Genomic DNA, 14,729 nt, shown 5'->3' with positions numbered 1-14,729 from the left:
AACATAAACAGAATTCTTGGCATCAGGTGGAGTTTTTATTCCATCTGATGCTTAGAAGTCGTTATCCAGGGACGTAGCCACTCTTTACTCCCACTTGAATAAGATGGGAGTATTAGAGTGGGTAGCCATCGGATAAATTTTACGTAAGGATATATAGATTTGGACTATTAAAAAGTAAATATTATTTGTTGTAAGTCTACCAGGTAGTAAGATTGATTATAGAATAAAGTATATGTATGAGTTATAATAAAATTAAATTTAGAATATATGATGTATAAGGCATTTTTTTTCAAATGCTTGACTGAGGTGATATCGTGGAAATTCAGAATAAACCTGTAGGTTTCTTTGATTCTGGTGTTGGTGGAATTAGTGTATTAAAAAAAGCAATAAAGCTTCTGCCTAATGAAAACTTTATTTATTATGGTGACTCAAAAAATGCACCATATGGAACTAAAAGCGTTGATGAAGTGAGGCAATTGAGTTTTAAAGTTTCTGATTTTCTTATGGAAAAGAATATAAAAGCATTAGTGGTTGCCTGTAATACAGCTACTAGCGCTGCAATCAAAGATTTGAGAACAAAGTATTCAAGTATTCCTGTTATTGGTATAGAGCCAGCATTAAAACCAGCTGTGGAGATTAATAGAAAAGGTAAAGTATTAATTATGGCTACCCCGGTAACTTTAGCAGAAAAAAAGTTTAATAATTTATTAAAAAAATATAATGATAGAGCTGACATAATTCCTTTGCCTTGTCCTGGCCTTGCAGAATTAATAGAAGCTGGAATTTTAAGTGGAAATGAACTAGAAGAGTACTTAAAAGAAAAACTATCTATATACATAAATAATGGAATAGCTGCTGTTGTTTTAGGGTGTACGCATTATCCCTTTATAAAGGATGAGATAGCAAAACTCACATCAGGTGTACCTATAATAGATGGGAGTATGGGCACGGCTAAACAGCTAAGGCGAAAGCTTGCTATATTAAATTTATTAAACCTTAGTGATGAAAAAGGCAGTGTAGAAATATTAAATTCTTGTGAAGATAAAAAGATACTTGAATTAAGTAATAAGCTTTTAAATATGTAAATCTGAATAAAATTATAAATAGGAAGTGTTTTGTAATAGGACACTTCTTATTTTTTTATTGATTTTAGTGTATAATAATCATGAATAAGGCATATGAAAATAAATAGTATGTCAAAGATACGAAGTATATTTTGGATCATACAAGGAAACAGGTTCCGAAGATATGAGCTATCTGAGGGTTCTGCTGATGTAGTAGGATTCAAAATAGGCTAGCATACTAACTAGTTATTTATTTGAATGTGCCTAATATAAATGATATAAAATTATAGAAAATAATGGAGGAGATAGATATGAATCCTATAGTTACAATTAAAATATCAAATGGGGATATAATAAAAGCAGAATTATATCCAGATTTAGCACCAAATACGGTAAATAATTTTATAAGTCTTATTAAGAAAGGTTTTTACAATGGATTAATCTTTCATAGAGTAATACCAGGTTTTGTAATACAAGGAGGATGTCCTAACGGAACCGGTACAGGTAATCCTGGATATTCTATTAAAGGTGAATTTGAAATTAATGGATTTAAAAATGATATAAAGCATCTTGAGGGAGTATTATCCATGGCAAGGGCTATGTCACCTGATTCAGCAGGAAGTCAATTTTTTATAATGGTAGGAGATGCCCCTCATTTGGATAGGCAATATGCTGGTTTTGGAAAAGTAATAGAGGGTTTGGATATAGCCCAAAAAATAGCAGCTGCAAAAACTGATTACAGAGATAAGCCATTAGAGGATATTATAATGCAAGAAGTAACAGTAGATACCTTTGGAAAAGAATATGATGAACCGGAAAAAATTTAGAATAATAGATATTAAAAAATAAATATTTCTTTAAAAGTATTTCATAAGACTTTGAAATAGCAGCATCATAGTTTTAGGGAGGCGAGGTTCATGACGCTTAATAATGACAAATTAATTTTAATATATGGCTTTAATCAAGAAGAAATTGTGAATATAGGCGAACTTGTATTAAGTAATAAGCTTGTGAAATTCAAAGTAATTGATAAACATATGGGTAAGATGAAGATAGAAAGTATTATACAGGGTTTAATTTTACCGGTAGCAGATGGAACTGTCAGTAATGAAAAAGTAGTTTTATTCAATAATTTAGACGATGAAGAGCTTGAAAAAACTATAAAGATATTTAGAAATAGCGTAGATAGAAAAACTATATTTGCAGTAGTGACCCCAACATCTATTAATTGGACTTTTGATGATCTTTTAGAACATCTGGCAGAGGAACGAAAATGGGCAGAAAGACGAAAAAAATAAGGGTTGGTGAATATGACTAGAATTGGAGAAAAAATTAAGGCTTTAAGAACTAAAAATGGATTAAACCAGAAAGCTTTAGGAAAAAAACTTGGGGTTTCGGAAGGTTTTGTAAATGAACTTGAAACTGGCAGAAAGGTTGCCAATGAAGCTATTATTAAAAGAATTTCAAAAGTTTTTGGTAAAGACTTAGATGATATTAATATGTATGCAGAGGATCAAAAAGAAACTAAAGAAGCTAATGTATCTAAAAATAAAATGTACATAAAACCTGACGTGAGAAAGCAAGAAGTCAATGCTGTGTGGGATGATGCATTTGGCTCTATATTAAAGAATGTTCCCGTATATAAGACTGATTTGAAAACAGTTGTTTCATCAAAAAAACTTCCTATAATTGCAAATAAAATAGAAGGATATGCTCAAGACAAAGTATTTTTTGTCGAAATACAAAATAACGATATGATTGGCTTTAGAGTTGCAAGGGGAGATATCGCCTTTGCTCATACAATTCATGAAATAGAAAATAATTCATTATGTTTACTGGAGTATGATAATCAAGTGATAATAAGACAGATTAAAAAACTAGATAGCAATAAATTGTTACTTGTTAGTAACAGTGGAAGTGGTGTTAAAACGCAAACTGTATATGTAAAGGAAATAAAGCCATTAGCGAAACTTGATAAGCTGGAAATCATATTATAAATATTAGGAGTTGAGAATGATGAAGGGAACTGTAGTTGCGACTTGGATAAAGACTTGTAGGAAACTTTATGGTGATTCTATAATTAATGAGGCTATGAACCAAGCAGGCTTTGGTAGTGAAAAAATATTTTCACCACTTGAAAATGTTAATGATGATCAGGTAAATAATTTAATAACACACATTTCTAAAAAGACCAATACTGATGTTAAAGATCTCTGGGGGAAAATAGGTAGAGATAATGTAATATCATTTTTTAATGATTTTCCTGCATTTTTTCAGCATGACAATTTATATTCATTTTTAAGATCACTTTTTGATATTCATGTAGTGATGACTCAAAGATTTCCAGGAGCGAAACCACCAATTGTATCTATTGAACCAATAGCTGCCAAAGAAGCCATATTTACTTATGAATCCAAAAGGGGAATGTTTGATTATTTATATGGACTACTTAATGGTAGTGCAGAATTTTTTAAAGAAAATATAACTATAGATGAAATTGAAAGAACAGATAGCTACGCAAAACTAAAAATTAATTTTGAAAAGAATATACATTATGTAAAAGTATTTAGATTTAATAAATTATTATCATTAGGATTTATAAAGAGTATTGAAGTTAAAGTAGCAATATTTACATTTATAATTTCTATAGTATTGTTTATCCCTCTATTTGGGACAAGCAATATTGTAAAAATTACTATTGCTGCAATTATTGCATCCTTATCTTCATTTGTAGGTACAAAGCTTTTACTTAGACCTAAGAATTTTATAAAGCAACAATTACAAAAAATAAGCAATCATAATTTTGTTATAGATAGTAGTGTAAAAACTTCAGATTTTTTTGAAGAATTTCATAATTTAATAATAAACCATGAAAAAATTATCTGTAAAGATTTTGTGGGAATTAAAGGTATAACGGATGAAATGAATACTTTTGTAAAAAGTATAAATAGTATTTCAGATTTTATGAGTACTACTTCAAATGAGATATCTAACATTGTAGAGCAATTAGCAGGTGGAGCTGTAGATCAGGCAAATAACACACAGAATTGTGCCACTATTTTGAATGAAAATATAGAATCCTTAAAAGATGTAGTAAGAGATGAAAATGCTAATAAAGAAAAACTTGAAAATGCTATTAATAAAATTGATAATAGTTATGAAAGTGTAGATGATACTGGTAAAAATATAATGAATAGTCTTACTAAATTTAAAGAAGTTAAGGATAAAGGAATTAAATTAAGTGGAGAGGCTAAAAATATCAGAGGAATTATTTCTATAGTTTCAGAAATATCAGAGCAGATTAACCTATTGGCTTTAAATGCTTCAATTGAAGCTGCACGTGCAGGGGAAGCAGGAAAAGGGTTTAATGTAGTAGCAGAAGAGGTAAGAAAATTAGCAGAAGAAACAAGAAATGCTGTAGAAGAAATAAATAGTAGCCTGGGACATTTTGTCGGAGATATTGAGGGACTTGTTGAGAATATAGGAACTCAATATAGTGTGCTTGAAGATGGAATAGATTCATTACAAAATGTAAGAAATTTAAGTTATGAAGCAAAAATATCTGCTAAGAATGTTTCGGAATCTATGATAAAAGCTGCAGAAAGGCTAAATGTTGAGGCTGATTCAATAGCAAGTATATATAATAACATAGAGTCACTTGCGGCTATAGCTGAAGAAAATTCTGCTTCTTCAGAAGAAGTGAGTGCTAACGTAAGTAATTATACCAATCAGATTAAGAATTTAACGGATAAGGTAGGTCAATTTAAAAGTCTCGTAGAAAGTTTTGAATTGGAGCTTAAGAAGTACAAAGTATAAAAACTCAGTAATCTTTCGCTGGTAGAAATTCTTTTGGTTTTTGCCAGCGAAAAATTTTTTATTAAGAAAATATTAAAACTAGAGAGTGTTGTTTATTGTACGATTCTTTCAAACTCCTCTTAAATCAAAGTGGGGCACGAAGCTTTCTTTTACTGTTCCCTCTTCTTGTATGAAGCCATTTTTAATTCCTAAGTTTAAGCTATAGTCTATAAGACTCTCATAGTGTTTCTTATTTAAAGGCCTGTTAATTTCAGGATAGTTTTTGGAGTTAAACATAGGTGTGTATTGATTCATAATGCTAATATAAACAGAATCATAAAAGGTACTATGTATATAGTCTACTATTTTTTTTGAATCAAAAAGCAATCCTGGCAGCATTAGATGTCGTATAATAACTCCTTTTGTAAGTATACCTTCTTTATTAAATGATGGCTCAGGACATTGTCTAACCATCTCTTCTATGGCTCTTGATGCAAATTTGAAATAATTCTTTACTTTTGAATATTTTAATGCATATTTGTCATTCATATATTTAAGATCAGGTAAATAAATATCTATATATCCCTCTAGTAATTTTATTGTTTCCATATTTTCATAACCATTGCTATTATATAAAATTGGTATGTGAAGGCCAGATTTTTTTGCTATTTTAAGGGCTTCTATAATTTGAGGAACATAATGAGTTGGAGTGACTAGGTTAATATTATTAGCACCTCTGTTTTGCTGCTCTATAAATATTTCACTTAGCCTATCTATAGAAACATTTTTTCCTATATTTTGCTGGCTTATTTCGTGATTTTGGCAGAATACACAATTTAGATTACAATTAGAAAAAAAGATAGTTCCAGAGCCTTTTGTTCCAGAAATACAGGGCTCTTCCCAAGCGTGAAGAGAAACTCTAGCTATTTTAATGTCTCTACTAGATCTACAGAAACCAATTTCATTTTTTAATCTATTCACACTACAATTTCTAGGACAAAGCTTACAATTCTCTAGCATTTCTAACATAAATACACCTTCCTGTAATGGGATATATGAGTCTTCATTTTGCAATAGTGAGAAAGCGGAGTAATAAATGGCAATATTTACACCCCAGGGGTGCAATTTTTCCCAATTTTAGTTCGCAATCTTCTTAAATTACTAATTAAAAGTATAAATTAATTATAATATTTTTATAGTATAATTACAAAAACTCAATGATTTTTTCTATAAAATATAATACACTGTATTAAAAATATAAAACTTATAACACCAAAGGCTGGATATAAAAAATTTATAAGTTTTTTAAAGCCTATTTGAGAAATAGGAATTGATAAGAGCAATATACATATAACAGCTTTATTATAGGATATCTTAAAGGATTGCTCTAAGGTTTTAGATACACTGTATATATCTGATACCTCAGTAGAAAACATTTCAAGCCAAATAATACCAAGAAGGACTATTTGAATTATTTTTCCAAATCGGCTGACTATATATAATAGGGGAATATCGTAATCATAGATATATGGTATATTTGTCAGCAACATAAAATTTATCATTAAGGAAAGAAGAGTTAATCCTAAAGCCCCAAGTGCAGTGCCAATTATTAAATATTTTTTGTTTTTAATGTCATGACTAAAGGGAACTAGTACTCCACTGAAGGATAATATATTAAAGCTAGCGTATATTAATGAAGATAGAAACCAATAGTTTTTATTATGAGAAATAGTCTTTACATGATTTATGTTAGTAGCATGTCCTGAAAATAGCATGTACAATAAAAAAATAGTAGTTATTACTATAAGTAATGATGGAACAATAAGAGAATTTATTTCAACTAAACCCTTAGTATTTCTGAAAAGTACCATTAGAGCTATAATTGACATTATTAGTATACCTATCCATTTAGATACTCCAAAGTATTGATGCAGTAGAGCACCACTGCCTGCCAGAATTATAGCAGCTCCACTTATCATAAAAAAACTTGTTAATATATCGGTTATTTTCCCTAAAAGTCCCGAACTAACTAATACTATTAAATCTTTATATGAATTTAACTTATATTTTGTACTGAGATCTATAATCATAAAACTATATAGTATATACATAAGCATACAAATTATAAGACCGAAGAAACTTTTATATCCAAAGGCAGTAAAAAATTGAGTTATTTCTTGTCCAGAAGCAAGTCCTGCACCTACAATTGTACCTATAAATACAGCAGCAATTTGAAAAATTATATTTAGTGATTTTCTCATAGCATACCTCCAGAGTTAAATACTATGGCTAAAATATTATGACATATATAGATTAATATGATAGATATGATAAATATATGATAAATTAACATAGTATTTTAATTTAAAAATAATTAAAACTTTATAAATGAAATTCTAGATTTTGTGGAAAACTATTATAAAAATTCTTTATAAAGTGAGGTAATTTTATGAAAAAGATATTTTCAGGTATAATATGTTTTTGTATATTTATAAGTACCTTTGGATGTAATATAAGTCATGTGAAACAAAGCAGTGAACTAAAAGAATTTGATATAGAAAAAGCTTTTCAAGTAGTAAACCAATATATGGTAGCAAATATGAAAAATGATATCAATGAAATGTCTAAGTTCTATAGCAGTGATTTTAAAAAGGATAACAGTACAAAACCCCAGCAAGACGTTATTATAAACGGCTATAGATTTGATGAAGTTAATCAGGCTCAAAGTATGGCAGATATAAATGTAAGAGTAACAAAAATTAATACTAAAATACCCTATGCATCTTTAGAAATTCAAGATTTTAAGGTGATAAAAGAAAAGAACGATTATAAAATTAAGAGTGTAGATATTGAAAATCAGAATGAAAGCTTTGAAACTTATGCAAATAATAATCAAAATACATCGAATGGAAGTAATAACAATCAAAATATGTTAAATGGAAGTAATAGCAATCAAAATTCATTGAGTGGAAGACAAATAAGGGTTAGATTGAGGAATAATGTAAAAACAAATCTTGTGACCAATTTTCAGGGAATACCCAAATATTACTATACCCAGGATGATAAAGCAAGAATTACTAAAATACCCGTGACACTTGGACAATTTGGAGTTACTACCTTTGCTTATGGAGGGACAACAGAAGCAATAACCACAAAAGGCGATAATCCTTTTATAGAAATTGTCCATTTTGATGAATCTATGGCAACTCAGGGAGGCGCTGGTGGATCTGATTCTGGTGGTGGAGGGAGTTCTAGTGGTACTGCAGGCGGTGGTACTGCAGGTGGTGGTGAAAATCAAGCACAACCCGAAACACCCATCAGTAAAGATATTATGCCAATTGATATAATCCCAGGAGCAGTTATAAACAATATAGTATTTTCTCAGGATGAAAGATACTTGGCTATTCAGTATTCTAAGCCTAATTTAGGAAATTCTATAAGAATATATTTAAATAAAAATGGTAAAATTATATCATTTCAATTTGAAAAAAATTACCCTATGGATAAGGTAGATGTAAAAATTATAAATTTTGTAGAAGATGGACTTATCTACAATGTTTCACCAAGAAATGGAAAAACAAATGATAGTAGTATAAAAGATATGATAGGAACCTGGCAAATAGATATGAAAAAATATAAACCTAAGAGAATAAATGAAAATGAAATAAGTAAATTAAAGAAGTAAATGATATAATAAGGTTTAAAAGATTTAAAATAATAAGAGAAAAATAATTGCTATATATTTTAATTTAATTTGAAATATTTGAAAAGTGCGAAGAAACCTTTTCTTAGTTGAAAGTTGATAGTGGGAAGTGGAAGGTTGACAATCAGTTAAGAGTTATGAATTAAAAATTAATAGTTAATGTTACTTTTTCTCAGCCATGCTGCGAAAAAGCTTTAAAGTTAATTATTTAATTATTTTTTCATATTATAACGGAGGAAAAATCTCCTTCACTCTCAGCTTTCAACTCTTAACTCTCCAATGGTTTTTTCTAGTTCCTCTTTTCTCACAATTACAAATTTAAAATACAGTACAAGAAGAAATTGGGTATACACCATAGAAAGGAAATTTAATTTGGGTACAAGTTTAAAATGGGATGATAAACGTTATTATAGTCTGAATAGTTTTCTGAAAAAAAAATTTGGAGAAAAAGTTTTTAAAATATCTCTTGATGCAGGTTTTTCATGCCCTAATAGGGATGGAACTATAAGTGACATTGGATGTATTTTTTGTAGTGAAAGAGGTTCAGGAGATTTCGCAGGTGATAGAAAATTTTCTATAGATAAACAATTCCAGGATATAAAGAATATGATGAGTAAAAAATGGAAAAATGGTAAGTATATAGCTTATTTTCAAGCTTACACTAATACCTATGGAGATATTAATGTCTTGAAAAATAAATATGATGAGGCTTTAAGACAAGAAGGGGTAGTTGGATTAGCTATTGCTACAAGGCCGGATTGTCTTGAAGATGAGGTTTTAAAGTTGCTTGATGAATACAATAATAGAACTTATCTTTGGATAGAGTTGGGTCTACAAACGGCGAATGATAATACGGCTAAAATAATTAATAGAGGATATAATCTGAATACCTTTGAAAAAGCACTTGAAAAACTTAGAAGAAGAAATATAAATGTAGTTGTACATACTATATTCGGACTTCCGGGAGAAAATGAAGAAGATATGTTAAATACTATAAAATACATATCTAATAAAGATATTCAGGGTATAAAGATGCATCTATTGCATTTAATGAAGCATACGCCTTTAGTGAAATTATATGAGGCTCATAAATTAAATTTTATGAGCAAGGAAGAATATGTTGATATTGTATGTAAAGCAATTACTATGCTAAGAGAAGATATTGTTATACACAGACTCACTGGAGATGCCCCTAGAAATCTTTTAATAGAACCACAATGGAGCATAAAAAAATGGGAAGTTTTAAATGCCATTAATGATAAGTTAGAATCTGAGAAGCTTTATCAAAGTTTGTATTTTCATACAAATTAAATGTGATACTTTTGTTATTTTTGAGAATAGATAAAGCTAATGTAATGGTTTAAAATATAAATATAAAATGATTTGGGGGGATTTTAAATGGCTGATTTATCATTAAAACATATATATAAAATTTATTCAGGTAACGTTACAGCTGTAAAGGATTTTAATCTGGAGATAGAGGATAAGGAGTTTATTGTATTTGTAGGGCCTTCTGGTTGTGGAAAATCAACTACATTAAGAATGATAGCTGGACTTGAGGAAATTTCAAAAGGTGAGTTATATATAGGTGGAGAATTAAAAAATGATGTTTCTCCAAAGGATAGAGATATAGCAATGGTATTCCAAAACTATGCATTGTATCCACATATGACTGTTTATGATAATATGGCATTTGGTTTAAAACTTAGAAAAATACCTAAAGATGTCATAGATACTAAGGTTAGAGAAGCTGCTAAAGTTCTTGATATTGAACATTTATTAGATAGAAAGCCAAAAGCTTTATCAGGTGGACAAAGACAAAGAGTAGCTATGGGTAGAGCTATAGTAAGAGAGCCAAAGGTATTCCTTATGGATGAACCACTATCAAATCTTGATGCAAAGCTTAGAGTTCAAATGAGAACAGAAATAGCAAAGCTTCATAAGAAGCTTGAGACTACATTTATATATGTTACCCATGACCAAACTGAAGCCATGACTTTGGGAACCAGAATAGTAGTTATGAAGGATGGTATAATTCAACAGGTAGACACACCTCAGCATTTATATAATCATCCTGTAAATATTTTTGTAGCTGGATTTATAGGAAGTCCTCAGATGAATTTTATTGATGTAAAAGTATTAGATAATAATGGTAAAATAACTTTAAAATTTGAAGAGGATACAATTCCATTAAATGAAGAACATAGTAAGATTCTTAAAGAAAAAGGCTATATAGGAAAAGATGTAGTTATGGGTATAAGACCAGAAAACATAGATGATAACGAAGAATTTATTGAGAAGCATAATGATTCGGTTATTGAAGCTAAAGTTACAGTAACAGAGCTTATGGGAGCTGAAACTTATCTGTATTTAACTAAAGGTAAAGCCAATTTTACTGCAAAAGTAGATGGCAGTACAAAGTCAAGAATTGGAGATACTATAAGAATAGCTTTCAACAATAATAAAATACATGTTTTTGATAAGGAAACAGAGCAAACTGTAATTTAGGGGGCGCAATTTATGGAACAATTTAAGAATTTTCTACAAGAGTTAAGTAGTGATACTAAAATAGATTTTAATATCACCTATGAAGATGGTAGTGTCATATTTGAAAGCAATGCCTTTGTGGAAAATTCTAATATGATATCTGTTCCCATATATATATGCAAAAATAGAGCAAGAATTAATCTAGAAAATAAATTTCAAGTTTGTGCCAAATTATTAAAATATACTATTGAAAATAAATATAAGGAATTATATTTGACGGAAGAACAGATACTTATAGATATATTAGAGGCAAGAAATGTATCTAATGATATGGTATCTAGCAGCATTCCATTTTTATCAGAGGGTTGTTTTTTATTGCTAGTAAGTGTAGATAAAAATATACAGGAAGCATTGAATTTGATTAAACAAATTTATAAAGAGCAGGATGTAATTAGTATAATAAATGAAAATAAAATTATACTAATAGGAAATTTCCCAGAAGTTAATGAGCATGCTAAATCTGTAAAGGAAGCTATAAATTCAAATTTATTTTTAAAATGCAAGATAAGCTTTGGTACTGTTGCTCATAATAAATATGAAATAATAGAGGCGTATAGTGAAAGTAAGCAAGCTATGTTATTTGGTAATATATATTCTTTAAAAGAAGATATATTGGACTATAATAAATTACTTTTTGAAAAAATGGTTTATAATTTAGATTCCAATCTTAAGAATAGTATTCTAAATAATTTCAAAGAAAAATTTGATGAATTTGATTATGAAATTATAAATACTATAGAGGAATTTTTTAATTGTGGACTGAATATAACAGATGCCGCTAGAAAATTATACGTTCATAGAAATACTCTTATTTATAGATTAAGCAAAATTGAAAAAGAAACAGGTTTTGACATAAAGAATTTTAAAGATGCTACTGTCTTTGTAATAGCTTTTCTAGTATGGAGAGAAAGTAATAACAAATAAAAAGAAATGTCTGTTGGAAAAGTTATTTTGTTGGCGAGAGCTATAATAACTAAATTTATATAATTACAAAAAACACTATGAAATTCATATAATTGATTTCCATAGTGTTTTATTATTTTCAATATAACTATGAATATGTCTATGGAAATTAATTTACAGATTTTTGTGATTTAATCATAGTATAGAGTATAATCTACATATAAAACTAAATTATACAAGGAGGAAAAAATGAAAGTTGATATAATAATATCTGCAGATGATATTAAGGAAAAGAAAATATTTAACAAATCAGTGGTGGTTATAGATATTTTAAGAGCCACATCTGTAATTGTAACTGCTATTAACAATGGATGTAAAAAGGTAATTCCCGTTCTTACAGTAGATGAGGCGGTAGAAATAGCGGAAAAGGACAGAAAAATATATATGCTTGGAGGAGAAAGAGATGCTTTAAAGATACAAGGCTTTGATTTCTCAAATTCTCCATTAGAGTATAACAAAGAGAAAGTTAGGGGGAAGACTCTTGTTATGACCACTACTAATGGGACTAGAGCTATAAAGGCCAGCAGTAAGGCAAAAAATATAATTATTGGAGCTATGATAAATGCCAGAGCTGTTACAAAGAAACTTATTGAACTTGGTGATGATATAGTTATTGTAAATTCAGGTACAAATGGTGAATTTTCTATCGATGATTTTCTATGTAGTGGATATATTATAAGTATATTAAAAAGAGAATGTGAAGTAAAATTATCCGATATTGCCACTACGGCCTTGTACATATATGAAAACAATAAAGATATAAAGAGTTTCATAAAATATGCAAATCATTATAAAAAAATAGAAGAGCTTGGTCTCCATGAAGACTTAGAGTATTGCTGTCAGAAAGATATAATAGATTCGGTACCAGAGTGTAAAGATGGAATAATTACAAAGAAATGATGATTAAAAATTTTGCTGTTATGGATAAAAATTTCTTTTGACATAGCTACAAAGCTAATTTAAACTGTTTATTGTGGAAGAGTAATTTAGACATATTTTAAATAATAACAATTGAATATGTTGATATATTTTATTATAAATTTTGGAGGAAAATATGAGTATTCTTACAGTAAAAAATATTAATCATGGTTTTGGAGATAGAGCAATATTTGAAGATGTTTCCTTTAGGTTGTTAAAAGGGGAGCATATAGGACTCATAGGAGCTAATGGTGAGGGTAAGTCTACCTTTATGAACATAATAACTGGAAAACTTATGCCTGATGAGGGGAAAGTAGAATGGTCCAATAATGTAAGAGTAGGATATATGGATCAGCACGCACAACTTCAGAAGGGCCAAAGTATAAGAGATGTATTAAAAGGAGCCTTTAAATATTTATTTGATCTTGAAGCTGAACTTATGAATGTAACAGAAAAAATGGCTGAGGCAGATGAAGATACCTTGGAAAAGCTGCTTGAGAAAATGGGAACCATACAGGATGTGCTGGACAATAATGGATTTTATATGATAGATGCAAAGGTAGAGGAAGTAGCAAAGGGGTTAGGACTTACAGATGTGGGATTAGATAGAGATGTAACAGATTTAAGTGGAGGACAGAGAACTAAGGTATTGTTGGCAAAATTACTACTGGAGAATCCAGATATACTGCTTTTAGATGAGCCTACAAATTACCTTGATGAGAAGCATGTAGAATGGCTAAGGAGATATTTAGAAGCTTACGAGAATGCATTTATATTAATTTCTCATGATATTCCATTCTTGAATAGTGTAATTAATCTCATATATCATGTGGAAAATAGAAAATTAAATAGATATGCAGGAAATTATGATGATTTCATGAGAGTATATGAGGCTAATAAGAAACAGTTAGAGGCAGCCTATGAGAGGCAACAAGCTGAAGTAGCCAAATTAAAGGATTTTGTTGCAAGAAATAAAGCTAGAGTTGCAACTACAGGTATGGCAAAGGCAAGACAGAAAAAATTAGATAAAATGGAAATGATCGAATTAACTCAGGAAAAACCAAAGCCGGAGTTTAATTTTAAGGTTGGTAAAACATCTGGAAAACTCATTTTTGAAACGGATAATTTAAAAATAGGTTATGATACGCCATTATCAAAAGCTCTTAATTTAAAGATGGAAAGAGGGCAGAAAATTGCATTGGTAGGAGCTAATGGACTAGGAAAAACTACATTACTAAAAAGTCTATTAGGAGAAATTCCTGCAATTTCAGGATCTGTTACCTTAGGAGATTATCAGCAGATAGGATATTTTGAACAAGAGATAAAAAAGGCTAATTATAATACCTGCATAGAAGAAGTATGGAATGAATTTCAAAGCTTTACTCAGTATGAGGTTAGAGCTGCACTAGCTAAATGTGGACTTACTACCAAGCACATAGAAAGTAAGATTACAGTTTTAAGTGGTGGAGAACAGGCAAAAGTTAGACTTTGCAAACTTATTAATAGAGAAACAAATATATTGGTATTGGACGAGCCAACTAACCACCTAGATGTTGAAGCTAAGGAAGAATTAAAAAGAGCTTTAAAGGAGTATAAGGGAAGTATACTATTGGTTTGCCATGAACCAGAGTTTTACCAAGATGTAGTTACTGATATATGGAATTGCGAAGAGTGGACGACTAAAATAGTGTAATAGATCTAGAAAAGCAGTCAGTTTATTTAAACTGGCTCTTTTTATT

Annotated in this window: 13 protein-coding genes; 11 read left to right on the top strand and 2 right to left on the bottom strand. The window is 29.5% G+C overall.

Annotated elements, in window-relative coordinates:
• Positions 1-314: 314 nt before the first annotated feature.
• From murI to ABF633_RS01045, 5 genes are all read left to right on the top strand, one after another.
• Positions 315-1,085: a glutamate racemase gene (gene murI / locus ABF633_RS01065; RefSeq protein ID WP_415521151.1), complete on the top strand. Its 771-nt coding sequence runs from the start codon at positions 315-317 to the stop codon at positions 1,083-1,085.
• A 290-nt stretch (positions 1,086-1,375) separates the two neighbouring features.
• Positions 1,376-1,891, top strand: a complete 516-nt coding sequence (locus ABF633_RS01060; protein WP_415521149.1) for a peptidylprolyl isomerase — start codon at positions 1,376-1,378, stop codon at positions 1,889-1,891.
• Positions 1,892-1,981: 90 nt separating this feature from the next.
• Positions 1,982-2,362 carry a DUF3783 domain-containing protein gene (locus ABF633_RS01055; protein WP_415521147.1) on the top strand — a complete coding sequence of 127 codons (381 nt, stop codon included), beginning with the start codon at positions 1,982-1,984 and terminating at the stop codon, positions 2,360-2,362.
• Between the two features lie 12 nt (positions 2,363-2,374).
• Positions 2,375-3,061 carry a helix-turn-helix transcriptional regulator gene (locus ABF633_RS01050; RefSeq protein ID WP_415521145.1) on the top strand — a complete coding sequence of 229 codons (687 nt, stop codon included), beginning with the start codon at positions 2,375-2,377 and terminating at the stop codon, positions 3,059-3,061.
• A gap of 19 nt (positions 3,062-3,080) precedes the next feature.
• On the top strand, positions 3,081-4,880 hold the full coding sequence (locus tag ABF633_RS01045; protein WP_415521143.1) for a heme NO-binding domain-containing protein: 1,800 nt from the start codon (positions 3,081-3,083) through the stop codon (positions 4,878-4,880).
• A 108-nt stretch (positions 4,881-4,988) separates the two neighbouring features.
• Here ABF633_RS01045 and ABF633_RS01040 read toward each other — a convergent pair whose 3' ends face one another.
• Both ABF633_RS01040 and ABF633_RS01035 read right to left on the bottom strand, forming a co-directional pair.
• Positions 4,989-5,888: a radical SAM protein gene (locus ABF633_RS01040; protein WP_415521141.1), complete on the bottom strand. Its 900-nt coding sequence runs from the start codon at positions 5,886-5,888 to the stop codon at positions 4,989-4,991.
• Between the two features lie 185 nt (positions 5,889-6,073).
• Positions 6,074-7,120 (bottom strand): transporter, encoded by a 1,047-nt coding sequence (locus ABF633_RS01035; protein WP_415521139.1) that lies wholly within the window; start codon positions 7,118-7,120, stop codon positions 6,074-6,076.
• 188 nt (positions 7,121-7,308) lie between these two features.
• Between ABF633_RS01035 and ABF633_RS01030 the strand changes: the two genes are divergently transcribed.
• The 6 genes from ABF633_RS01030 (at position 7,309) to ABF633_RS01005 (ending at position 14,683) form a co-directional block, all read left to right on the top strand.
• A complete protein-coding gene (locus ABF633_RS01030) occupies positions 7,309-8,544 on the top strand; it encodes a hypothetical protein (RefSeq protein WP_415521137.1) in 1,236 nt (411 codons plus the stop codon).
• A 390-nt stretch (positions 8,545-8,934) separates the two neighbouring features.
• Positions 8,935-9,873: a TIGR01212 family radical SAM protein gene (locus ABF633_RS01025; RefSeq protein ID WP_415521135.1), complete on the top strand. Its 939-nt coding sequence runs from the start codon at positions 8,935-8,937 to the stop codon at positions 9,871-9,873.
• Between the two features lie 87 nt (positions 9,874-9,960).
• The gene (locus ABF633_RS01020; protein ID WP_415521133.1) at positions 9,961-11,070 is read left to right on the top strand and encodes an ABC transporter ATP-binding protein; all 1,110 of its coding nucleotides are present in this window, start codon (positions 9,961-9,963) and stop codon (positions 11,068-11,070) included.
• Positions 11,071-11,082: 12 nt separating this feature from the next.
• Positions 11,083-12,033, top strand: a complete 951-nt coding sequence (locus ABF633_RS01015) for a PucR family transcriptional regulator (RefSeq protein WP_415521131.1) — start codon at positions 11,083-11,085, stop codon at positions 12,031-12,033.
• 228 nt (positions 12,034-12,261) lie between these two features.
• Positions 12,262-12,972 carry a 2-phosphosulfolactate phosphatase family protein gene (locus tag ABF633_RS01010; protein WP_415521129.1) on the top strand — a complete coding sequence of 237 codons (711 nt, stop codon included), beginning with the start codon at positions 12,262-12,264 and terminating at the stop codon, positions 12,970-12,972.
• A gap of 154 nt (positions 12,973-13,126) precedes the next feature.
• On the top strand, positions 13,127-14,683 hold the full coding sequence (locus tag ABF633_RS01005) for an ABC-F family ATP-binding cassette domain-containing protein (RefSeq protein ID WP_415521127.1): 1,557 nt from the start codon (positions 13,127-13,129) through the stop codon (positions 14,681-14,683).
• Positions 14,684-14,729: the final 46 nt, after the last annotated feature.

The sequence above is a fragment of the Clostridium sp. genome, from assembly GCF_047718555.1.
In the GTDB taxonomy this organism is placed as follows: domain Bacteria; phylum Bacillota; class Clostridia; order Clostridiales; family Clostridiaceae; genus Clostridium_I.
This window is presented reverse-complemented; position numbering and strand designations above follow the sequence as displayed.

Bases quoted from the DNA above. Each gene is read 5' to 3' on its own strand.
- ABF633_RS01045 (WP_415521143.1), top strand. From the start codon at position 3,081: ATGAAGGGAACTGTAGTTGCGACTTGGATAAAGACTTGTAGGAAACTT.
- ABF633_RS01050 (WP_415521145.1), top strand. From the start codon at position 2,375: ATGACTAGAATTGGAGAAAAAATTAAGGCTTTAAGAACTAAAAATGGA.
- ABF633_RS01010 (WP_415521129.1), top strand. From the start codon at position 12,262: ATGAAAGTTGATATAATAATATCTGCAGATGATATTAAGGAAAAGAAA.
- ABF633_RS01005 (WP_415521127.1), top strand. From the start codon at position 13,127: ATGAGTATTCTTACAGTAAAAAATATTAATCATGGTTTTGGAGATAGA.
- ABF633_RS01020 (WP_415521133.1), top strand. From the start codon at position 9,961: ATGGCTGATTTATCATTAAAACATATATATAAAATTTATTCAGGTAAC.
- ABF633_RS01015 (WP_415521131.1), top strand. From the start codon at position 11,083: ATGGAACAATTTAAGAATTTTCTACAAGAGTTAAGTAGTGATACTAAA.
- ABF633_RS01035 (WP_415521139.1), bottom strand. From the start codon at position 7,120: ATGAGAAAATCACTAAATATAATTTTTCAAATTGCTGCTGTATTTATA.
- ABF633_RS01030 (WP_415521137.1), top strand. From the start codon at position 7,309: ATGAAAAAGATATTTTCAGGTATAATATGTTTTTGTATATTTATAAGT.
- ABF633_RS01055 (WP_415521147.1), top strand. From the start codon at position 1,982: ATGACGCTTAATAATGACAAATTAATTTTAATATATGGCTTTAATCAA.
- ABF633_RS01060 (WP_415521149.1), top strand. From the start codon at position 1,376: ATGAATCCTATAGTTACAATTAAAATATCAAATGGGGATATAATAAAA.
- ABF633_RS01040 (WP_415521141.1), bottom strand. From the start codon at position 5,888: ATGTTAGAAATGCTAGAGAATTGTAAGCTTTGTCCTAGAAATTGTAGT.